General features: G+C 66.5%; 17 protein-coding genes. All 17 read left to right on the top strand.

What is annotated here, in order from left to right:
* The first annotated feature begins 7 nt into the window (after window positions 1-7).
* The 17 genes from rsmG (at window position 8) to putA (ending at window position 20673) form a co-directional block, all read left to right on the top strand.
* The gene (gene rsmG / locus GA0116996_RS24550) at window positions 8-709 is read left to right on the top strand and encodes a 16S rRNA (guanine(527)-N(7))-methyltransferase RsmG (protein WP_092316773.1); all 702 of its coding nucleotides are present in this window, start codon (window positions 8-10) and stop codon (window positions 707-709) included.
* A gap of 85 nt (window positions 710-794) precedes the next feature.
* The gene (locus GA0116996_RS24545; RefSeq protein ID WP_012354286.1) at window positions 795-1568 is read left to right on the top strand and encodes a ParA family protein; all 774 of its coding nucleotides are present in this window, start codon (window positions 795-797) and stop codon (window positions 1566-1568) included.
* A gap of 16 nt (window positions 1569-1584) precedes the next feature.
* Complete coding sequence (locus tag GA0116996_RS24540; RefSeq protein WP_092316771.1) at window positions 1585-2487, top strand: ParB/RepB/Spo0J family partition protein; 903 nt, start codon at window positions 1585-1587, stop codon at window positions 2485-2487.
* Window positions 2488-2804: 317 nt separating this feature from the next.
* A complete protein-coding gene (locus GA0116996_RS24535; RefSeq protein ID WP_012354284.1) occupies window positions 2805-3311 on the top strand; it encodes an ATP synthase subunit I in 507 nt (168 codons plus the stop codon).
* Window positions 3312-3553: 242 nt separating this feature from the next.
* Entirely contained in the window at window positions 3554-4420 is an 867-nt protein-coding gene (gene atpB / locus GA0116996_RS24530) for a F0F1 ATP synthase subunit A (RefSeq protein WP_035848827.1), read from the top strand.
* A 71-nt stretch (window positions 4421-4491) separates the two neighbouring features.
* On the top strand, window positions 4492-4758 hold the full coding sequence (atpE, locus tag GA0116996_RS24525; protein ID WP_011299478.1) for a F0F1 ATP synthase subunit C: 267 nt from the start codon (window positions 4492-4494) through the stop codon (window positions 4756-4758).
* 99 nt (window positions 4759-4857) lie between these two features.
* Complete coding sequence (locus GA0116996_RS24520; protein WP_062795846.1) at window positions 4858-5328, top strand: F0F1 ATP synthase subunit B; 471 nt, start codon at window positions 4858-4860, stop codon at window positions 5326-5328.
* A gap of 2 nt (window positions 5329-5330) precedes the next feature.
* Window positions 5331-5876: a F0F1 ATP synthase subunit delta gene (locus GA0116996_RS24515; RefSeq protein ID WP_092316769.1), complete on the top strand. Its 546-nt coding sequence runs from the start codon at window positions 5331-5333 to the stop codon at window positions 5874-5876.
* Between the two features lie 38 nt (window positions 5877-5914).
* Window positions 5915-7456 (top strand): F0F1 ATP synthase subunit alpha, encoded by a 1542-nt coding sequence (atpA, locus tag GA0116996_RS24510; protein ID WP_018006200.1) that lies wholly within the window; start codon window positions 5915-5917, stop codon window positions 7454-7456.
* A 74-nt stretch (window positions 7457-7530) separates the two neighbouring features.
* Window positions 7531-8406, top strand: coding sequence for a F0F1 ATP synthase subunit gamma (gene atpG / locus GA0116996_RS24505; RefSeq protein ID WP_092316767.1), 876 nt, complete (start codon window positions 7531-7533; stop codon window positions 8404-8406).
* 33 nt (window positions 8407-8439) lie between these two features.
* Window positions 8440-9843, top strand: a complete 1404-nt coding sequence (gene atpD, locus GA0116996_RS24500; protein WP_092316765.1) for a F0F1 ATP synthase subunit beta — start codon at window positions 8440-8442, stop codon at window positions 9841-9843.
* Window positions 9844-9939: 96 nt separating this feature from the next.
* Window positions 9940-10356 carry a F0F1 ATP synthase subunit epsilon gene (locus tag GA0116996_RS24495; RefSeq protein ID WP_010811262.1) on the top strand — a complete coding sequence of 139 codons (417 nt, stop codon included), beginning with the start codon at window positions 9940-9942 and terminating at the stop codon, window positions 10354-10356.
* Between the two features lie 715 nt (window positions 10357-11071).
* Window positions 11072-11512 carry a CoA-binding protein gene (locus GA0116996_RS24490; protein ID WP_092316763.1) on the top strand — a complete coding sequence of 147 codons (441 nt, stop codon included), beginning with the start codon at window positions 11072-11074 and terminating at the stop codon, window positions 11510-11512.
* 49 nt (window positions 11513-11561) lie between these two features.
* A complete protein-coding gene (locus GA0116996_RS24485) occupies window positions 11562-12512 on the top strand; it encodes an alpha/beta hydrolase (protein WP_092316761.1) in 951 nt (316 codons plus the stop codon).
* A gap of 52 nt (window positions 12513-12564) precedes the next feature.
* Window positions 12565-13656 carry a uroporphyrinogen decarboxylase gene (gene hemE / locus GA0116996_RS24480; protein ID WP_092316802.1) on the top strand — a complete coding sequence of 364 codons (1092 nt, stop codon included), beginning with the start codon at window positions 12565-12567 and terminating at the stop codon, window positions 13654-13656.
* Window positions 13657-14179: 523 nt separating this feature from the next.
* Window positions 14180-16495, top strand: coding sequence for a primosomal protein N' (locus GA0116996_RS24475; RefSeq protein ID WP_244159974.1), 2316 nt, complete (start codon window positions 14180-14182; stop codon window positions 16493-16495).
* Window positions 16496-16689: 194 nt separating this feature from the next.
* Window positions 16690-20673: a trifunctional transcriptional regulator/proline dehydrogenase/L-glutamate gamma-semialdehyde dehydrogenase gene (gene putA, locus GA0116996_RS24470; RefSeq protein ID WP_092316757.1), complete on the top strand. Its 3984-nt coding sequence runs from the start codon at window positions 16690-16692 to the stop codon at window positions 20671-20673.
* The last annotated feature ends 115 nt before the right edge of the window (window positions 20674-20788 follow it).

Raw genomic sequence — 20788 nt, 5'->3', positions numbered from 1 at the left:
ACACACCATGACCGACGACGCCACGCAGCGTCGTCGCCTTGAAGCGGGCCTGGCCGAGATCGGGCTGGCCCTGGCGCCGGGCCGGATCGACACGCTGTTCGCGTACCTTGCCCTGCTGCGCAAATGGAATGGCGTCTACAACCTGACCGCCATCCGCCATCCCGACGAGATGCTTACGCATCACCTGCTGGATTCGCTCGCCGCGGTCCCGGCGCTGGCCGAAGCCGCCCGTGCCGCCGAAGTCGATGCGCCGGCCCGGGGCAGGGTGCTCGATGTGGGCTCGGGCGGCGGCATGCCGGGCCTGCCGCTGGCCATCGCCTGTCCGGATGTGTCGGTGCTGATGGTCGACATCGTGCAGAAGAAGACCGCTTTCCTGACGCAGTGCCGCGCCCAGCTGGGCTTGTCCAATGCCGCCGCGCATTGGGGGCCGGTGGAGAAGCTGGACGATGCCGACGGCTTTGCCGTGATCACCTCGCGCGCGTTTGCCGAGCTGACGGATTTCGTCAGCCTGTCGGGCCAGTTGCTCGCGCCGCGCGGCAAGCTGATCGCGATGAAGGGGGTGTATCCGCAGGCCGAGCTGGACCGCATGGAAGCCGCGGGACTGATGGCGCATTGGCAGGTCGACGCCGTGCCGCGTCTGACCGTGCCCGGGCTGGAGGCCGAGCGCCACCTGGTGGTGCTGTCGCGCCGCGCGGGCACCCCCGCATGACCTACGCCGCGGCGCTGCGCAAGCGCGCCGCGAACTGCCAGCCGCGTGCTGGCCGGATGATTTGAAGCAGGAGCCGCAGAAGCTTATGGCCAAGGTATTCGTGATCGCAAACCAGAAGGGCGGGGTAGGCAAGACCACCACCACGGTGAACCTTGCCGCTGGCCTGGCGGCGCAGGGCCAGCGCGTGCTGCTGGTCGACCTGGACCCGCAGGGCAATGCCTCGATGGGCTCCGGCATCGACAAGCAGGCGCTGGAAACCAGCGTGTACCAGGTGCTGGTCGGCCTGGCCGGCATCCCGCAGGCGCGCCAGCGCTCCGAAACCGGCAAGTACGACGTGCTGCCGGCCAACCGTGAACTGGCCGGAGCGGAAGTGGAACTGGTCGAACTGGACCAGCGCGAGCGCCGGCTGCGCCAGGCCATCGCCGAGGTCGACGGCGACTATGACTTCGTGCTGATCGATTGCCCGCCGTCGCTGTCGCTGCTGACGCTTAACGGCCTGTGCGCGGCGCACGGCGTGATCGTGCCGATGCAGTGCGAGTACTTCGCGCTGGAAGGGCTGTCGGACCTGGTCAACACCATCAAGCAGGTGCACGCCAACCTGAACCGCGACCTGCAGGTGATCGGCCTGCTGCGCGTGATGTTCGATCCGCGCGTGACGCTGCAGCAGCAGGTGTCGGCACAACTGGAATCGCACTTCGGTGAGAAGGTCTTCAAGACCCTGATCCCGCGCAATGTGCGGCTGGCCGAGGCACCGTCCTATGGCATGCCGGGCGTGGCGTTCGATCCGTCATCGAAGGGCGCCAAGGCGTACCTGGACTTCGGCGCCGAGATGATCGCGCGGGTCCGCCAGCTGGGCTGAAGGAGAGGGCAAGAGCATGAGCACTGCAAAGAAGAAGGGCCTGGGCCGCGGCCTGGAAGCGCTGTTGGGCGGGCCCGCCGAAATCGTCGAGTCGGTCAAGCAGGAGGGTGCGCCCACCGTGCTGAACCTGAACCAGCTGCAGCCGGGCAAGTACCAGCCACGCACGCGCATGGACGAGGGCGCGCTGCAGGAACTGGCCGCGAGCATCCGCGCCCAGGGCCTGATGCAGCCGATCCTGGTGCGGCGCGTGGCCGAGCCCGATCGCTACGAGATCATTGCCGGCGAGCGGCGTTTCCGCGCTTCCAGGCTGGCTGGGCTGGACAAGGTGCCGGTGCTGGTCAAGGACGTGGCCGACGAAGCCGCCGCGGCGATGGCGCTGATCGAGAACATCCAGCGCGAAGACCTGAATCCACTGGAAGAAGCGCAGGGCATCATGCGGCTGATCCGCGAGTTCAGTTTCACGCACGAGCAGGCGGCCGAGTCGGTGGGCCGCTCGCGCAGCGCGGTGTCCAACCTGCTGCGCCTGCTGAACCTGGCCGCGCCGGTGCAGACCATGCTGATGGCCGGTGACCTCGACATGGGCCACGCGCGCGCGCTGCTGGCGGTGGACGGTGCCAACCAGATCACGCTGGCGAACCAGATCGTCAACAAGCGGCTGTCGGTGCGCGAGACCGAGAAGCTGGTGGCCTCGACGCTCAAGCCGTTCGACCTGAAGTCGCTCAAGCAGAAGGGCACCAGCAATGTGCGCGATGTGGCGCGGCTGGAAGAGGAGTTGTCGGATGCGCTCGGGCTGGCGGTGCAGATCAAGCTGTCGCCACGTGGCAAGGGCCAGCTGACGATCCACTTCAGCAACAACGATGCGCTCGAAGGGGTGCTGACGCGCCTGCGCGAATCGCGCGAAGGGCAGCAGGCGGCCTGATTTACTGCGCGATTAACGGCCATTGCTGCGGCGACTGTTGCGCGCACGCAGCACTGGCCGGGACCATCCGCGGTATACCTTGTGCCCTACCGGTAATCCCCCATCATGCGCAGGGGTCACTGCGCAATCCAATTACGTCAAACGTCATTGCCGCGCAATTTTCGCGCAGCCATCATGCAATCGTGATGGCAACCGTTGTGCGCAACGCACTGCAAGGTAAATGTAAGCAGATTGACGCGAATCAGTAGTTCCCCTTAAAATCGTGCGGTTTGAATTCTGGTCGGGCCGAAAAGTTCCGGCCCGGATAAGGCAGGCAGGTGGTGGTGCGAGACCGTCAGCAACGAGGCGCCGGGTCCCGTCAGGAAGATGACTGGGACGACTGGAAAGAAGGCGCGGACCGTGAGGAAGAGGCTGTCGATCCGCTGTCGCATGCCGAGGCGGTGACGCTGTTTGGCGAGCGCGCGCTGCGTCCTTCGCGCATGACCCCGGGCAAGGTTGTCCTGGCGCAGGTGGCGGTTTCCCTGCTGTCGGCACTGTGCTGGGCGCTGTTTGCGAAAGAGCCGGGGCCATATGGATGGTCGGCGCTGTTCGGCGGCATGGTGTGCTTCGTGCCGAGCGGGTTCTTCGCCTTCCGCCTGTGGCTGGCGCGCGATCGCGCTTCGGTAGGCGGACTGGTGTTGGGTGAGGCGATCAAGGTCTTTGCCACGGTGGCGCTGCTGGTGCTGGTCGTGGTGCTGTACCGCGATCTGCGCTGGGTGCCGATGCTGGTCACGTTCCTGCTGGCGCTGAAGACATACTGGGTAGTGGCCCTGGCCTTGCGCTAGGACCGCTGCTTGAAAACGGTGCTTCCTTTGCAAGTGGTGGCACCAAGACGGAATATCAAGAGTTTCCGTGACGGCTGCAGCGTGTTTCACGGCGCTGACACCGGGCACGGCCAAGGTTGGAAACCCGCTTGCATCGCGGTGACCGGCGAATCCGCCGAAGGCAATGCAAGACGCGTACCGGGCGCTGCACAGGACAGCGGCGCGCGGCCCGAAGATTTCGCAATATACCGTTCGATTCGACAATGGCAGAAGCTACCCAAAGCGCGGAACACGTGCTGACACCCTCCGGCTATATCGCCGAACACTTGCAGAACTTGAACTCGGTCGGCGGCAAGCAGGCGTCGGTGGTCGATTTCTCCGTGATCAACTATGACACGGTGTTCTGGTCGGTCCTGTGCGGCGCCATCGCCGTGCTGTTCCTGTATGCCGCCGCGCGCCGCGTCACCGCGGGCGTGCCGGGCCGCTTCCAGGCCTTCGTCGAGATGATCGTCGAGATGGTCGACGACCAGGCCAAGGGCATCATCCATGGCGACCGTTCGTGGATCGCGCCGCTGGCGCTGATGGTGTTCTGCTGGATCACCATGATGAACGCCATCGACCTGATTCCGGTCGACTGGGTCACCGGCCTGAACAAGGTCCTCGAGATCTTCCACATCCATATCCCCCACCACCGCGCGGTGGCCACGGCCGACCTGAACGGTACGCTGGGCATGTCCTGCGCCGTGCTGGTGCTGATGATCTACTACAGCTTCAAGATCAAGGGCGCGGGCGGCTTCATGCACGAGCTGTTCTCGGCCCCGTTCGGCGCCAAGTGGTACCTGGCCCCGTTCAACCTGGTCCTGAACATCATCGAATTCCTGGCCAAGGCCGTGTCGCTGGGCATGCGGTTGTTCGGCAACATGTACGCCGGCGAGCTGGTGTTCCTGCTGATCGCGCTGCTGGGTTCCATCTGGACGTTCGGCGCGGACCTGTCGGCGCTGGGCTTTGTCGGCCATGTCGTGGCCGGCGCGGTCTGGGCGATCTTCCACATCCTGATCGTCCTGCTCCAGGCCTTCATTTTCATGATGCTGACGCTGGTGTACATCGGCCAGGCTCACGATCACCACTGATCACTGCAAGTTTCAGGTTTTTGGTTTTTTGGTTTTTTGGTTCTAAGTCTCTCTAAATTAAAGGAGTCATCATGCAAGCATTTCTCGCCAACATCCAGGGTCTGACCGCCATCGGTATCGGCATCATCATCGGCCTGGGCGCTATCGGCGCCTGCCTGGGCATCGCCCTGATGGGTGGCAAGTACATCGAAGCCTGCGCACGTCAGCCCGAGCTGATGAACCCGCTGCAAACCAAGATGTTCCTGCTGGCCGGCCTGATCGACGCGGCATTCCTGATCGGCGTGGGTGTTGCAATGCTGTTCGCGTTCGCCAACCCGCTGCTGGCTGTCATCCAGTAATTCTTTTCGGTCTGCATGATGCTGACGGGCGGCGCGGGCCACCAGCCTGGCCGCCTTTTGTGCATTTATCTGTAGTTTGATTACCGAAAGGAACACACCATGAATCTGAACGCAACGTTTTTTGCGCAGATGGTCGTGTTCTTCATCCTGTGGTGGGTTGTTGCCAAATTCATTTGGCCGCCGCTGGTGAAGGCGCTCGACGAACGCGCAAAGAAGATCGCCGATGGCCTCGCCGCTGCCGAGAAGGGCAAGGCCGAGCTCGAACTCGCCAACAAGCGTGTGGACCAGGCCATGGCCGAAGCCCGCACCGAAGGCGCTCAACGTGTTGCTGACGCCGAGAAGCGCGCCCAGCTCACGGCCGACGAGATCAAGCAGAACGCCCAGGCAGAAGCCGCACGCATCATTGCCCAGGCCAAGGCCGAAGCCGAACAGCAGGTTACCCGCGCGCGCGAAGAACTGCGCGACCAGGTCGCCGTGCTGGCCGTCAAGGGTGCCGAGCAGATCCTCAAGCGTGAAGTGAACGCGCAGGTCCACAACGACCTGCTCAATCAACTCAAGGCTGAGCTCTAATCATGGCTGAAACCGCAACCATTGCCCGTCCCTACGCTGAGGCGCTGTTCCGCGTCGCCAGCGAATCGAGCGCAGGCAACCTGGGTGCATGGTCCGAGCTGGTGTCGGAAATGGGGCAGGTTGCCGCCAATGCCGACATGCAGGCGGTCGCCGACGATCCGAACATTCCCGGCGACAAGCTGGCCGAACTGTTCCTGTCGGTGCTGAAGTCCCCGGTCAGCGACGAGGCACGCCGCTTCGTCAAGCTGCTGGTGGAGAACGGCCGCCTGACGGTGATGCCTGACATCGCCGAACAGTTCCATGCGCTCAAGAACGCCCGCGAAGGGTCGTCCGACGTTGAGATCACCAGCGCTTTCCCGCTGGAAGATGGTCAGCTGAACGACCTCGTCGCCGCACTCGAACGCAAGTTCGGCCGCAAGCTGTACGCGCAGGTGGCGGTGGACCCGTCCCTGATCGGCGGCGTCAGCGTCAAGGTTGGCGACGAAGTGCTCGACACCTCCGTGCGTGCGCGCCTGGCAGCCATGCAAACCGCGCTGACCGCCGCCTGAGCGGCCGTCCGGCGGATTGAAGAATTAGGAGCATTGTGATGCAACTGAACCCCTCAGAAATCAGCGAGCTGATCAAGACCCGCATCTCGGGCCTTGGCGCCGAAGCTGAAGTGCGCAACACCGGCACGGTGATCTCCGTGACCGATGGTATCTGCCGCGTGCATGGCCTGTCTGGCGTGATGCAGGGCGAGATGCTGGAATTCCCCGGCAACACCTTCGGCCTCGCGCTGAACCTCGAGCGCGACTCGGTCGGCGCCGTGGTGCTGGGCGAGTACGAACACATTTCCGAAGGCGACACGGTCAAGTGCACCGGCCGCATTCTGGAAGTGCCGGTGGGCAAGGAACTGCTGGGCCGCGTGGTCAACACGCTGGGCCAGCCGATCGACGGCAAGGGCCCGATCAACGCCAAGGAAACGGACGTGATCGAGAAGGTCGCCCCGGGCGTGATCGCGCGTCAGTCGGTGAGCCAGCCGGTGCAGACCGGCCTGAAGTCGATCGACGCGATGGTGCCGATCGGCCGCGGCCAGCGTGAGCTGATCATTGGCGACCGCCAGACCGGCAAGACCGCCGTCGCGGTCGACGCCATCATCAACCAGAAGGGCAAGGGCGTCTTCTGCGTGTACGTGGCAATCGGCCAGAAGGCTTCGACCATCGCCAACGTGGTGCGCAAGCTGGAAGAGCACGGCGCGATGGAATACACCGTCGTCGTGGCCGCCGCCGCTTCGGACTCGGCCGCCATGCAGTACCTGGCTGCCTACGCCGGCTGCACCATGGGCGAGTACTTCCGCGACCGCGGCGAAGACGCGCTGATCGTTTATGACGACCTGACCAAGCAAGCCTGGGCCTATCGCCAGGTGTCGCTGCTGCTGCGCCGCCCGCCGGGCCGTGAAGCCTACCCGGGCGACGTGTTCTACCTGCACTCGCGCCTGCTGGAGCGTGCTGCCCGCGTGAACGCCGACTACGTCGAGAAGTTCACCAACGGCGCCGTCAAGGGCAAGACCGGTTCGCTGACCGCGCTGCCGGTGATCGAAACGCAGGCCGGCGACGTGTCCGCGTTCGTGCCGACCAACGTGATCTCGATCACGGACGGCCAGATCTTCCTGGAAACCGACCTGTTCAACGCCGGTATCCGCCCCGCCATCAACGCCGGTATCTCGGTGTCGCGCGTCGGTGGTGCTGCGCAGACCAAGGTGGTGAAGAACCTGTCCGGCGGTATCCGTACCGACCTGGCCCAGTACCGTGAACTGGCTGCGTTCGCGCAGTTCGCCTCGGATCTGGACGATGCCACCCGCAAGCAGCTGGAGCGCGGCCGCCGCGTGACCGAACTGCTGAAGCAGCCGCAATACCAGCCGCTGCAGGTGTGGCAGCTGTCGGCTTCGCTGTTCGCCGCCAACAACGGCTTCCTCGACAACGTGGAAGTGAAGGACATCCTGCCGTTCGAGAAGGGCCTGCACGACCACCTGAAGACCAAGTACGCCGACCTCATCAACCGCATCGAAGAGACCAAGCAGCTCTCGAAGGAAGATGAAGCCGCCCTGCGTGCCGCTGTCGAGGATTTCAAGAAGTCCGCCGCGTTCTAACCGCGTAATTCCACGACATCGTCGCCGCGCCTGGCTCACGCCGGCGCGGCGATGGTTCGGATGGAGAGGAAGATATGGCCGGAACGAAAGAGATTCGAACCAAGATCAAGAGCGTGCAGAACACGCGCAAGATCACCAAGGCGATGGAGATGGTCGCCGCGTCCAAGATGCGCAAGGCGCAGGAGCGGATGCGCAACGCCCGTCCTTACGCCGAGAAGGTGCGCAACATTGCGGCGCACCTGGCTACGGCCAACCCCGAGTTCAAGCACCCGTTCATGCAGGAGCGCGAGGTCAAGCGCGTCGGCATGATTGTGGTCACGACCGACAAGGGGCTGTGCGGCGGCCTGAACACGAACGTGTTGCGCTCGGTGACCAATGAGCTGAAGGCCCTGCAAGGCCGTGGCGTGGATGTGCAAGCCACCGCCATCGGTACCAAGGGCATGCAGTTCCTGGGCCGTATCGGCGCCAAGGTGGTTTCGCACGTGGTGCACCTCGGTGACACCCCGCATCTGGAAAAGCTGATCGGCGCGATCAAGGTCCAGCTCGACGCCTTCACCAATGGTGAAGTCGACGCGGTGTACGTGGCGTACACCAAGTTCATCAACACGATGAAGCAGGAACCGATGGTTGAGCAGCTGCTGCCGCTCGCCGCCGACAAGCTGTCGCAGACCGAAGAAGAGAAGCGCGCCTACTCGTGGGACTACATCTACGAGCCTGATGCCCAGACCGTCGTGGAAGAGCTGCTGGTCCGCTACGTCGAGGCGCTGGTGTACCAGGCCGTGGCCGAGAACATGGCGTCCGAGCAATCGGCGCGCATGGTGGCCATGAAGGCTGCGTCCGACAACGCCAAGAACGTGATCGGCGAACTGCAACTGGTCTACAACAAGACCCGTCAGGCCGCGATTACCAAGGAACTGTCGGAAATCGTCAGCGGTGCAGCTGCGGTCTAAGGCGTCACGAATTCAAGCTATCGGAGATACGAAATGAGTATCGGAAATATTGTGCAGTGTATTGGCGCCGTGGTGGACATCGAGTTCCCCCGCGACGCAATGCCGAAGGTGTACGACGCGCTCGTGCTGGAAGACAGCAGCGATGCCTCGTTCGCCGAGAAGGGCCTGACCTTCGAAGTCCAGCAACAGCTGGGCGACGGCGTGGTGCGTACCATCGCCCTGGGCTCGTCGGACGGCCTGCGCCGCGGCATGGCAGTGAAGAGCACCGGCGCCCCGATTTCGGTGCCGGTTGGCCACGGTACCCTGGGCCGCATCATGGACGTGCTGGGTCGCCCGATCGACGAAGCCGGCCCGATCGCTTCGGACGAACTGCGCGCCATTCACCAGAAGGCACCGAAGTTCGACGAACTGTCGCCTTCCGTTGACCTGCTCGAAACCGGCATCAAGGTGATCGACCTGGTCTGCCCGTTCGCAAAGGGCGGCAAGGTTGGCCTGTTCGGTGGTGCTGGCGTGGGCAAGACCGTCAACATGATGGAGCTCATCAACAACATCGCCAAGCAGCACAGCGGTCTGTCGGTGTTCGCCGGCGTGGGCGAGCGTACCCGTGAAGGGAACGACTTCTACCACGAAATGAAGGACTCGAACGTGCTCGACAAGGTGGCCATGGTGTTCGGCCAGATGAACGAGCCGCCGGGCAACCGTCTGCGCGTGGCGCTGACCGGCCTGACCATGGCCGAGCGTTTCCGCGACGAAGGCCGCGACATCCTGTTCTTCGTCGACAACATCTACCGCTACACGCTGGCCGGTACCGAAGTGTCGGCACTGCTGGGCCGTATGCCTTCCGCAGTGGGTTACCAGCCGACGCTGGCCGAGGAAATGGGCAAGCTGCAAGAGCGCATCACCTCGACCAAGACCGGCTCGATCACGTCGATCCAGGCCGTGTACGTGCCCGCGGATGACTTGACCGACCCGTCGCCTGCCACCACCTTCCTGCACCTGGACTCGACCGTGGTGCTGTCGCGTGACATCGCGGCACTGGGTATCTACCCCGCAGTGGATCCGCTGGACTCGACCTCGCGCCAGCTGGACCCGCAGGTCGTCGGCACCGAGCACTACGAAGTCGCCCGTCGCGTGCAGCAGACCCTGCAGCGCTACAAGGAACTGCGCGACATCATCGCGATTCTGGGCATGGACGAACTGTCGCCGGAAGACAAGCTGGCAGTGAACCGCGCCCGTAAGATCCAGCGTTTCCTGTCGCAGCCGTTCCACGTGGCCGAAGTGTTCACGGGATCGCCGGGCAAGTACGTGCCGCTGAAGGAAACCATCCGCGGCTTCAAGATGCTGGTCGACGGCGAGTGCGATCACCTGCCCGAGCAGGCGTTCTACATGGTCGGCTCGATCGACGAAGCCTTCGAGAAGGCCAAGAAGCTCCAGTAAGCCTTGCTTGTCGTTCCCGCGCGAGCGGGAGCGAAGGCAGGCCCGGTTCGGTCCGGGCCTGCCGTTTGAGCGAAGCGATTGGAGAAAGGATCAGATATGGCAACCATTCTTGTAGACGTCGTCAGCGCGGAAGCGTCGATCTTCTCCGGCCAGGCGAAGTTCGTGGCGCTGCCGGGCGAGTCGGGTGAGCTGGGCATCCTGCCCGGCCACACGCCGCTGATCACGCGCATCCAGCCGGGTGCGGTGCGCATCGAGAAGGAAGACGGCAGCGAAGAGTTCGTGTTCGTTGCCGGCGGCATTCTCGAAGTGCAGCCCAAGCACGTCACCGTGCTGGCCGACACTGCGATCCGCGGTGGCGACCTGGACGAAGCCAAGGCCCAGGAAGCCAAGCGCGCCGCCGAGGAGCTGATGCAGAACCAGAGCAGCGACCTCGACCTGGCCCGCGCCCAGAGCGAACTGGCCGTGGCCGCCGCGCAACTGGCAGCGATTGCCCGTCTGCGTCGGAAGAAGTAAGCATCGGGCAGGACTGTCGCATTGTTGTTTTTTCGATGCGACATTTAAAAAAGGCAGCCGCGAGGCTGCCTTTTTTGTAAGCACAGCGATATGCTTTTGCCGCGCCTGGACAAAAAAAAGCGCGCGGGCCGGGGAGGCTCCGCGCGGACGGGAAAATCCCTTCGAGGGGTCAATTCGAAGGAACGGGTTCGGTCCAGGCCGACAAGCAAGGCGCAACGGATATCAAAATATCCGCTCACAGGCCGCAAAGGCCACGCGCTGCAACGGTCTTCCTGGTGCTCCGGTCCAGCAAGCTTTACGCTGGATCGGAAAATCGGGTTACTGCCGGAAACGCTACAAAAAGGCTTTCTTCAGCACGCCCCTTTAGTCTGCGCTGCCATTTTCACCGGGGCGCCACGCCCGCACCGCGGGTGTGTCAATGCATTGTGGGGGAAACTCCCGGGCATGGCAGTAACAAAATGTATCGGTTTGAAAGAAGTTGAAAGCCGGAGCGCCCAAAATCCGGCGTGATCGGCATATTTTCGCGCCTTGCCGTCACGTTTTGCGTCGCCACGTGTTGCGGGATTATCTTTATATCCGCAATTTCAGTGTTCGTTTGCGCACCAAATCCTGCGTGACAATTGCGGTTACGATTCATCTGGCCGGCGGAGTTGCCTCCCCCTTTTGTGCAGCTCCACGGTCACCTCGTCACACACGTCAACAGTCCGGAGACGCAATGCCGCCTGAGATGCAGCAAGCCATACAAGCCATGCTGGCGATGAAGACCGTAGCCGTGGTCGGCCTGTCCGACCGTCCGGAGCGGCCCAGCCATGAGGTCGCCGAGTTCCTGCAAGGCCATGGCTTCCGGATCGTGCCGGTCAATCCGCGCCACGCCGGCGAACGCATCCTGGGAGAGACCTGCCACGCCACCCTGCGCGAGGCCGCCGATGCCGCCGCGGCGACCGGCGCCCCGATCGAATGGGTCGATATCTTTCGCCGCGCCGAGGACACGCCGGGTGTGGTCGACGAGGCCATCGGTGCCGGTGCGCGCGGGGTCTGGCTGCAGCTTGGCATCGTCAACGACCAGGCGGTGCGTCGCGCCACCGATGCCGGGCTGCTGGCGGTGCAGGACTGTTGCAGCAAGATCGAGCTGACGCGCCAGCTTGGCGGGGACTGATCCCCGCCGTTTTCCTCTTCTTTCCCGATTTCCACTTCCGCCGCCGACCATGGCCATCGATCCGCAACTGCTCGCCTATTACCGCCGCCTGGCCGAACGCTATGGCACGGAGCCGGTGCCAGCCGACGTCCCGGCGCAGCGCGCCCGCTTCGCCGAGATTGCCGCCGCCTCGCTGCGGCCGGATCCGCAGGGCGTTGTGGTGCAGCAGCTCGAAGTGGCGCTGGCCGACCGTACGCTGGGCGCACGGCTGTACCGTCCGGGCGGCGTGGCCACGCCGCGGCTGCTGGTGTACTTCCACGGCGGCGGCTGGGTGATTGGTTCGACGCAGACGCACCACACCGTCGCCGCCTTGCTTGCGGCCGATACCGGGTGTGCCGTGGCCAGCGTCGATTACCGGCTGGCCCCCGAGCACGCCTTTCCGGCGCCTTGCGACGATGCCGCCGAAGCCGTCCTGTGGCTTGCCGGCCAGCGCCAGGCACTGGGGCTGGCGCCCGATTTCCTGGCGGTGGCCGGCGACAGTGCCGGCGGCCACCTCGCGGCGCAGGCCGCGCAGCGGCTCAATGCGGGCGACGCGGCCCGGGTCGACGCCCAGTTGCTGATCTATCCGGTCGCGGCGCCGGTACTCAGCACCGAAAGCTATCGCGCCTTTGCCGATGGCCCCGGCCTGACGCGAGACGAGATGGCGTGGTTCTGGACCCAGTTCATCGGCGCCGAGGCGCTGGCGCAGGGCGCTGCCCATGGCGATCCGCGCGTGCACCTGATGGCCGCGCCGCCGGTGCGGCCGCCGGCCACCGTGCTGATGGTGGCGGCGCACGATGTGCTGCGCGACGACGGCCTGGCCTATGCCGACTTCCTGGTGCGCCACGATGCCCCGGTCATCACCATCGAGGCCAGCGGCATGACCCACGGCTTTGCACGGCTGCAGCCCGAGGCGGACCGCGCCCGGGAATGGATGCGCCGCGCCGCGTCGGCGTTCGCTGGGATGATCGACGACGTCTGAGCGGCATCCGCGTGCGGCCATCCCTTAGAATGGCGGTCTTACGAGGATGACCATGACCGCACTGCAGAACGATACCTTCCTGCGCGCGCTGCGCCGCCAGCCGACCGAATACACGCCGCTGTGGCTGATGCGCCAGGCAGGCCGCTACCTGCCCGAGTACAACGCCACGCGCGCGCGCGCCGGCAGCTTCCTCGGGCTGGCCAAGAACCCGGCCTATGCCACCGAAGTGACACTGCAGCCGCTGGACCGCTATCCGCTCGACGCGGCCATCCTCTTTTCGGACATCCTGACGGTGCCGGATGCGATGGGCCTGGGCCTGTCGTTCGCGCAGGGCGAGGGCCCGCGCTTCGCGCATCCGCTGCGCACCGAGGCCGACGTGCAGAAGCTGGCCGTGCCCGACATGGCATCGCTGCAGTACGTGTTCGACGCCGTGCGCGAAATCCGCCGCGCGCTGGTTCAGGACGGCCGCCAGCGCGTGCCGCTGATCGGCTTCTCGGGCAGCCCGTGGACGCTGGCCTGCTATATGGTCGAGGGCGGCGGCTCGGACGACTTCCGCACGGTCAAGGCGATGATGTACGGCCGCCCCGACCTGATGCACCGCATCCTCGACATCAATGCGCAGGCGGTCACGGCGTACCTGAACGCGCAGATCGAGGCGGGCGCGCAGGCCGTGATGATTTTCGACACCTGGGGCGGGGCGCTCGCCGACGGCATGTACCAGGCGTTCTCGCTGGCGTACATGCGCCGCGTGCTGGCCGGCCTGAAGCGCGAACACGCCGGACAGCAAGTGCCGGCAATCGTCTTCACCAAGGGTGGCGGCCTGTGGCTCGAAGCGCTGGCCGACACCGGCGCCGATGCCATCGGGCTGGACTGGACCGTCAACCTGGCCGAGGCGCGCCGGCGCACCGGCGGCCGCGTGGCACTGCAGGGCAATATCGATCCGACCGTCCTGTTTGCGCCCGAGGCCGCGATCCGCGAGCAGGTGCGCGGCGTGCTGGACAGCTATGCCGCCGGCGGCGGCAGCGACGGCCATGTCTTCAACCTCGGCCACGGGATTTCGCAGTTCACGCCGCCGGAGAGCGTCTCCGTGCTGGTCGACGAGGTGCACCGGCACAGCCGCCAGCTGCGCGCAGCAGGGAAGTGACGGCCGCGGTATGCAAGCCGGCAGCGCGGTTCGGTGTCGCCCCGCGCTGCAGCGTTCCGGCCGCAGCCGTACCCAGTGCTGCGCGAGCCGCGCGGCCGTACCGTGTCAAGTTAACTTTTTCGCCAGGGCCCGCCAAAAAGGTGCACTGAGTTGACTGGCGGTACTTGACTTATGCACACCGATAGGTTTGCCGCAGTGCGGGACAGGGTTACTCCCTAACCTATCTGGGGGATGTTTGCAAGCCCTTGATTTTTAAGGCTTTGGAAGATTTGCAAAGGAGGGGTCGATGCCAGTGGATCCCTTGTTTTTCGGGGCTTCCGGGCCAGGCAAAGCGACTTTTCAACAAAGTTATCCACAGGGGCGGTGGAATTAGTGGAAAACCAGTCATCTATCATCGACTTAGGGCCACATTTGAAGTTTTACTTTAAGTTGATGCTGCGCCGCACACCAACCTTCCGCCATCGCCTGGCAGACCCGCAGGGGACCGCTACCTGCCCCACGGCGATGCACCTTCAAGTTGTGCATGCTGCCCGATAGCGGCACGCTTCCTCCCGAGTCCGCGGCGCCAGCCGCAGCGGGGGCGACGTTAGCGGCGGCGCCGGTGATCCGGGTTGCCCTCGACACGCCCGCCGACGACTGCTTCGACTACCTCGCCATCGCCGGCATCGCGCCGGGAGACCTGGTGGTGGTCCCCTTTGGCCGCCGCAGCATGGTCGGCGTCGCGGTCGAATTCGCGCAAGACTCGGAAGTGCCTGTGGACAAGTTGCGCCCCGTGGCGCAACGGCTGGACTGGCTGCCGCCGCTGCAGCCCGACTGGATCGGGCTGGCAGGCTTTGCCGCGCGCTACTACCAGCGCCGCCTCGGCGAAGTGATGTTGCCGGCCTTGCCGCCCGCCCTGCGCGAGGCCGAAAGCTGGCCCAACCTGGCGCAGCGTGCCCGCACCGATGAATACCGCATGCTGCCGGGCCAGGCGGAGGCCTTGCTGGCGGCCGTGCCGCCTCGCGCCCGCAGCGTGCGCGCCCTGGCCCAGGCGCTGGCCGAGCGCGCCGCCACGGGCGCGCCGCTGTCCCTGGCGCAGGCGCGCGTCCTGTGTGCCGCGGCACCGTCGCGCCTGGCCGAATGGCAGGCCGCCGGCTGGATCGAGGCCCGGCGCACTGCGCGCACCCTGTTGCCGACCGATCCCTCGCAGCCGCCCTCGGCCGCACCGCCGCTGCATGACGAGCAGCGCGCCGCGGTGCAGGCCATTGCCGAAGCCGAGGGCTTTGCGCCGTTCCTGCTGCACGGCGTGACCGGCAGCGGCAAGACCGAGGTCTACCTGCATGCGATGCAGGCGGTGCTGGCGCGCGATCCGCAGGCCCAGGTGCTGATGCTGGTGCCGGAAATCAACCTGACACCGCAGTTGCAGGGCCGCATTGCCGCGCGCTTCCCGCAGTTGCCGCTGGCGGTGCTGCACAGCGGCCTGGCCGACCAGGAGCGCAGCCTGCAGTGGCTGGCGGCGCACCGCGGCGAGGCCCGCATCGTGCTGGGCACGCGCATGGCGGTGATGGCGTCGCTGCCGGCGCTGGCGCTGATCGTGGTCGACGAGGAGCACGACACCTCCTACAAGCAGCAGGAGGGGCTGCGCTACTCCGCGCGCGACCTGGCCGTGTGGCGCGCCAAGCAGCGCGGCATCGCGGTGGTGCTGGGTTCGGCCACGCCGTCGATGGAAACCTGGTGGCGGGCGGGGCAGGGCACCTACCGCAAGCTGGTGCTGCGCGAGCGCGCCCAGGCCGATGCGGCGCTGCCGACGGTGCGGCTGGTCGACCTGAACCATGAGCGCCAGCGCCAGCGCGCCCTGTTCGAGGGCCTGTCGGTACCGTTGCTGGAGGCCATCGACGCACGCCTGGCGCGCGGCGAGCAGAGCCTGCTGTTCCTGAACCGGCGCGGCTATGCGCCGGTGATCGCCTGCGACAGCTGCGGCTGGCTGTCGGGCTGCCCGCGCTGCTCGGCCTACCTGGTGCTGCACCGCCCCGAACGGCGCCTGCGCTGCCACCACTGCGGCCTCGAGGCGCCGGTGCCGCACCACTGCCCGGACTGCGGCAATGTCGATATCGCGCCGCTCGGGCGCGGCACCCAGCGCATCGAAGAAGCGCTGGCGGCGCGCTTTCCCCAGGCTCGCATCGCCCGCATCGATGCCGATTCCACGCGTCGCAAGGGCAGCGCGCAGGCCATGTTCGACGAGGTCCACGCGGGCGAGGTCGACATCCTGGTGGGCACGCAGATGGTGGCCAAGGGGCATGACTTCCAGCGCGTGACCCTGGTGGGCATCGTGCATCCGGACGCGGCCATGTTCAGCCATGACTTCCGCGCCGCCGAGCACCTGTTTGCGTCGCTGATGCAGGTAGCGGGGCGGGCAGGGCGGGCCGGGCTGCCGGGCGAGGTGTTGATCCAGACCCGCTATCCCGATACCCCGGCATTGCAGGCCCTGACGCGCCATGACTATGATGGATTCGCGGCCAGCCAGTTGCGCGAGCGGCGCCAGGCCGGGTTGCCCCCGTTCTGCTTCCAGGTGCTGGTCACGGCGGAACACGGGCAGCTGGAGCGGGCGCTGCAGTTCCTGGAGGCCGCACGCCGGCATGCCGAACAGTGCACCCTGGCGCCGGAGGTGCAACTGCATGACCCGGTGCCGATGTCGATGGTGCGGGTGTTCAACCGCGAGCGTGCGCAGATGCTGGTCGAAGCCACCGCGCGCCCGGTACTGCAACGGTTTGTGGCCGAGTGGGTACAGACTTTCGCAGCGGTCGGCACGGAGGCGAAGGGGGTGCGCTGGCAGCTGGAAATCGATCCGTTGCGGATCTAGCGGGCCGGCGATGTGGAGGGTGGTGCAACCGTTGGATTAGGGTTTTCGATAGGGTTGCACTAGGTTGCACCTTGGTGATTTTCGGGAGTAAGATCGCGCCAGCTCACAGGCTGCGGCCGGTCGCGCGCCCCTGCCTGTCGGCACGGACGAGGTAGCACCGGCGGCGGCTCCAGTCTTTCGGAGAATTGCCCGCAATGGCCACCACCACCCTCGGCGTCAAGCTCGATGACGCCTCGCGCGACCGCCTCAAGCGCGTTGCCCAATCCATCGACCGCACCCCGCACTGGCTGATCAAGCAGGCCATCTTCTGCTATCTCGAGCAGATCGAGCGCGGCCACCTGCCGTACGAATCCGGCGCGGCCGGTGCCGAGGGCGAGGCCAGCGACGGCGCGGATGCGCTGCATGGCGACGGCGTGCCGCAGCCCTTCCTGGAATTCGCGCAAAGCATCCAGCCGCAGTCGGTGCTGCGCGCCGCCATCACCTCGGCCTATCGCCGCCCTGAAACCGATTGCGTGCCGGTGCTGCTGGAGCAGGCGCGCCTGCCGCAACAGCAGGCCGAGGCCGCGATCAAGATGGCCAAGGCACTGGCGACGCGCTTGCGCGAGCAGAAGGTCGGCACTGGGCGCGAGGGCCTGGTGCAGGGGCTGATCCAGGAATTCTCGCTGTCGTCGCAGGAAGGCGTGGCGCTGATGTGCCTGGCCGAGGCGCTGCTGCGCATTCCCGACAAGGCCACGCGGGACGCGCTGATCCGCGACAAGATCAGCGGCGCCAACTGGCAGTCACACCTGGGCCAGAGCCCGTCGCTGTTCGTCAACGCCGCCACCTGGGGCCTGCTGCTGACCGGCAAGCTGGTCGCCACCCATACCGAATCGGGCCTGACCCGCGCGCTCACGCGCATCATCGGCAAGGGCGGCGAGCCGCTGATCCGCAAGGGCGTGGACATGGCGATGCGCCTGATGGGCGAGCAGTTCGTCACCGGCGAGACCATTTCCGAGGCGCTGGCCAACGCGCGCCGCTACGAGGCCGAGGGTTTCCGCTACTCCTACGACATGCTGGGCGAGGCCGCCATGACCGAGGCCGATGCCGCGCGCTACCTGGCGTCGTACGAGCAGGCCATCCACGCCATCGGCCAGGCCTCGCGCGGCCGCGGCATCTATGAGGGCCCGGGCATCTCGATCAAGCTGTCGGCGCTGCACCCGCGCTACAGCCGCGCGCAGCACGAGCGCGTGGTGGGCGAACTGTACGAGCGCCTGAAGTCGCTGACGCTGCTGGCGCGCCAGTACGACATCGGCATCAATATCGACGCAGAAGAAGCCGACCGCCTCGAGATCTCGCTGGACCTGCTCGAGCGCCTGTGCTTCGAGCCCGAGCTGGCCGGCTGGAACGGCATCGGCTTCGTGGTGCAGGGCTACCAGAAGCGCTGCCCGTTCGTGATCGACTACCTGATCGACCTGGCCCGCCGCAGCCGCCACCGCCTGATGATCCGCCTGGTAAAGGGCGCCTACTGGGACAGCGAGATCAAGCGCGCCCAGGTGGAAGGGCTGGAAGGCTATCCGGTCTATACGCGCAAGGTCTACACCGATGTGTCGTACATCGCCTGCGCGCGCAAGCTGCTGTCGGTGCCGGACGCGATCTACCCGCAGTTCGCCACGCACAACGCGCACACGCTGTCGGCCATCTACCAGATCGCCGGCCACAGCTACTACCCGGGCCAGTATGAGTTCCAGTGCCTGCACGGCATGGGCGAGCCGCTGTACGACCAGGTGGTGGGCCCCACCGCCGACGGCAAGTTCAACCGGCCCTGCCGCATCTACGCGCCGGTCGGCACGCATGAAACGCTGCTGGCCTACCTGGTGCGCCGGCTGCTGGAGAACGGCGCCAACACTTCCTTCGTCAACCGCATCGCCGACGACACCATCTCGCTCGACGAGCTGGTTGCCGATCCGGTGGCCGTGGTCGAGGCCATGCATCGCGACGAAGGCGTGCTCGGCCTGCCGCATCCGCGCATTCCGTCGCCGCGCACGCTGTACGGCAAGAGCCGTCCCAACTCGGCCGGCATCGACCTGGCCAACGAACACCGGCTGGCGTCGCTGTCGTCGGCCTTGCTGGCGGGCACCAGCGAGCGCCACGTTGCCGAGCCGATGCTGGGCGCCGACGTGCCGCGCTCGGCCGGTGCCGTCACCACGCCCGTGCTGAACCCCGCCGATCACCGCGACGTGGTCGGCCAGGTCACCGAAGCCGGCCAGGCCGAAGTCGACGCCGCGCTGCAGGCCGCGGTCAATGCCGCGCCGATCTGGCAGGCGACGCCGCCGGACGTGCGCGCGGCCGCGCTGGAACGCGCCGCCGACCTGATGGAAGCCCAGATGCAGTCGCTGATGGGCATCATCATGCGCGAAGCCGGCAAGACCTTCTCCAATGCCATCGCCGAAGTGCGCGAGGCGGTGGACTTCCTGCGCTACTACGCCGCCGAGGTGCGCCGCGGCTTCGACAACGAGACCCATCGCCCGCTGGGCCCGGTGGTCTGCATCAGCCCGTGGAACTTCCCGCTGGCGATCTTTACCGGCCAGGTGGCGGCCGCGCTGGCGGCGGGCAACCCGGTGCTGGCCAAGCCCGCCGAGCAGACTCCGCTGATCGCCGCCGCCGCGGTGAAGTTGCTGCGCGAGGCCGGCGTGCCGGCCGGCGCGGTGCAGCTGCTGCCGGGCCGCGGCGAGACCGTGGGTGCCGCGCTGGTGGGCGATGCCCGCGTCAAGGGCGTGATGTTCACCGGCTCGACCGAGGTCGCGCGCATCCTGCAGCGCAACGTCGCCGGGCGCCTGGACGCCGCCGGCCGCCCGATTCCGCTGATCGCGGAAACCGGCGGCCAGAACGCGATGATCGTCGACTCGTCGGCGCTGGCCGAGCAGGTGGTCGGCGACGTGGTCAACTCCGCCTTCGACTCGGCCGGCCAGCGCTGCTCGGCGCTGCGCGTGCTGTGCCTGCAGGAGGACGTGGCCGACCGCGTGCTGGATATGCTCAAGGGCGCGATGCAGGAACTGAACATGGGCAACCCGGATCGGCTGTCGACCGACGTCGGCCCGGTGATCGACGAAGAAGCGCGCGCCGGCATCGTGCGCCATATCGATGCGATGCGCGCCAAGGGCCGCCGCGTCCACCAGGCCGATCCCAACGCGGCGCAGGGCGCCAGCTGCCGCCATGGCACCTTCGTGCCGCCGACGCTGATCGAGCTGGACAGCATCGAGGAGCTCAAGCGCGAGGTCTTCGGCCCGGTGCTGCACGTGGTGCGTTTCCCGCGCGCGGCGCTGGACCACATGGTCAGCCAGATCAACGGCACCGGCTATGGCCTGACGCTGGGCATCCATACCCGCATCGACGAGACCATCTCGTTCATCGTCAGCCGGGCCCAGGTGGGCAACCTGTATGTGAACCGCAATATCGTCGGCGCGGTGGTGGGGGTGCAGCCATTCGGCGGCGAGGCGCTGTCGGGTACCGGCCCCAAGGCGGGCGGCCCGCTCTACCTGCACCGGCTGCTGTCGGTCTGTCCGCAGGACGCGGTGGCGCGCAGCGTGCGCGCGGCCGACGTCAATGCCGGCGCCGGCGGCGCCCAGACGGTGGGGCCGGACGACGATGCCGTGCGCGCCACCGAGGCCTTCCGCGAGTGGGCGCGCCGCGAGCTGCCCGAGGTGGCGGCCGCCTGCGAGCGCTTCGCCGAGGCCTCGGCCTCGGGCCTGGCGGTGACGCTGGCGGGCCCCACCGGCGAGCGCAACACCTACACCCTGCTGGCGCGCGAGCGGGTGCTGTGCCTGGCCGCGCAGGAGGCCGACCTGGCCCTGCAACTGGGCGCCGTGCTGACCGTCGGCGCCGAGGCCGTATGGCTGGACAACCCTGTCGGCCGGGGGCTGTTTGCGCGCCTGCCTAAGGGCGTACAATCGCGCGTCCGCATGGTGGCCGACTGGACCGCGGCGGACACGGCAATCGATGCGGTGCTGCACCACGGCGATTCGGACCAGCTGCGCACGGTGTGCGAGCAGGTCGCGGCGCGTCCCGGTCCGATCATCGGCGTGCAGGGCCTGGCGCAGGGTGATCCGAACATTGCGCTCGACCGCCTGCTGATCGAGCGCTCGCTCTCGGTCAACACCGCGGCCGCGGGCGGCAATGCCAGTTTGATGACGATCGGCTGAGGCAACCCTCGGACGGCGTCATGTCGAAGCGCGCGGCGATGGCGGCGATCCCGCCGCGCCGCGCAGAGAAAGCACGGCGCGGCACTGCCAGGCCGCGCCGCAATACAACTGCCGG

Origin of the sequence: Cupriavidus alkaliphilus (assembly GCF_900094595.1) — a bacterium.
In the GTDB taxonomy this organism is placed as follows: Bacteria; Pseudomonadota; Gammaproteobacteria; order Burkholderiales; family Burkholderiaceae; genus Cupriavidus; species Cupriavidus alkaliphilus.
The sequence above is the reverse complement of the archived record's forward strand: the minus strand, read 5'-3'. Positions and strand labels throughout refer to the sequence as shown.

Excerpts from the sequence above, each read along its gene's own strand:
- atpA (WP_018006200.1), top strand. The coding sequence starts at position 5,915 with ATGCAACTGAACCCCTCAGAAATCAGCGAGCTGATCAAGACCCGCATC.
- GA0116996_RS24520 (WP_062795846.1), top strand. The coding sequence starts at position 4,858 with ATGAATCTGAACGCAACGTTTTTTGCGCAGATGGTCGTGTTCTTCATC.
- GA0116996_RS24490 (WP_092316763.1), top strand. The coding sequence starts at position 11,072 with ATGCCGCCTGAGATGCAGCAAGCCATACAAGCCATGCTGGCGATGAAG.
- GA0116996_RS24485 (WP_092316761.1), top strand. The coding sequence starts at position 11,562 with ATGGCCATCGATCCGCAACTGCTCGCCTATTACCGCCGCCTGGCCGAA.
- putA (WP_092316757.1), top strand. The coding sequence starts at position 16,690 with ATGGCCACCACCACCCTCGGCGTCAAGCTCGATGACGCCTCGCGCGAC.
- atpG (WP_092316767.1), top strand. The coding sequence starts at position 7,531 with ATGGCCGGAACGAAAGAGATTCGAACCAAGATCAAGAGCGTGCAGAAC.
- GA0116996_RS24495 (WP_010811262.1), top strand. The coding sequence starts at position 9,940 with ATGGCAACCATTCTTGTAGACGTCGTCAGCGCGGAAGCGTCGATCTTC.
- GA0116996_RS24475 (WP_244159974.1), top strand. The coding sequence starts at position 14,180 with ATGCTGCCCGATAGCGGCACGCTTCCTCCCGAGTCCGCGGCGCCAGCC.
- GA0116996_RS24545 (WP_012354286.1), top strand. The coding sequence starts at position 795 with ATGGCCAAGGTATTCGTGATCGCAAACCAGAAGGGCGGGGTAGGCAAG.
- atpD (WP_092316765.1), top strand. The coding sequence starts at position 8,440 with ATGAGTATCGGAAATATTGTGCAGTGTATTGGCGCCGTGGTGGACATC.
- GA0116996_RS24540 (WP_092316771.1), top strand. The coding sequence starts at position 1,585 with ATGAGCACTGCAAAGAAGAAGGGCCTGGGCCGCGGCCTGGAAGCGCTG.
- atpE (WP_011299478.1), top strand. The coding sequence starts at position 4,492 with ATGCAAGCATTTCTCGCCAACATCCAGGGTCTGACCGCCATCGGTATC.
- GA0116996_RS24515 (WP_092316769.1), top strand. The coding sequence starts at position 5,331 with ATGGCTGAAACCGCAACCATTGCCCGTCCCTACGCTGAGGCGCTGTTC.
- atpB (WP_035848827.1), top strand. The coding sequence starts at position 3,554 with ATGGCAGAAGCTACCCAAAGCGCGGAACACGTGCTGACACCCTCCGGC.
- rsmG (WP_092316773.1), top strand. The coding sequence starts at position 8 with ATGACCGACGACGCCACGCAGCGTCGTCGCCTTGAAGCGGGCCTGGCC.
- hemE (WP_092316802.1), top strand. The coding sequence starts at position 12,565 with ATGACCGCACTGCAGAACGATACCTTCCTGCGCGCGCTGCGCCGCCAG.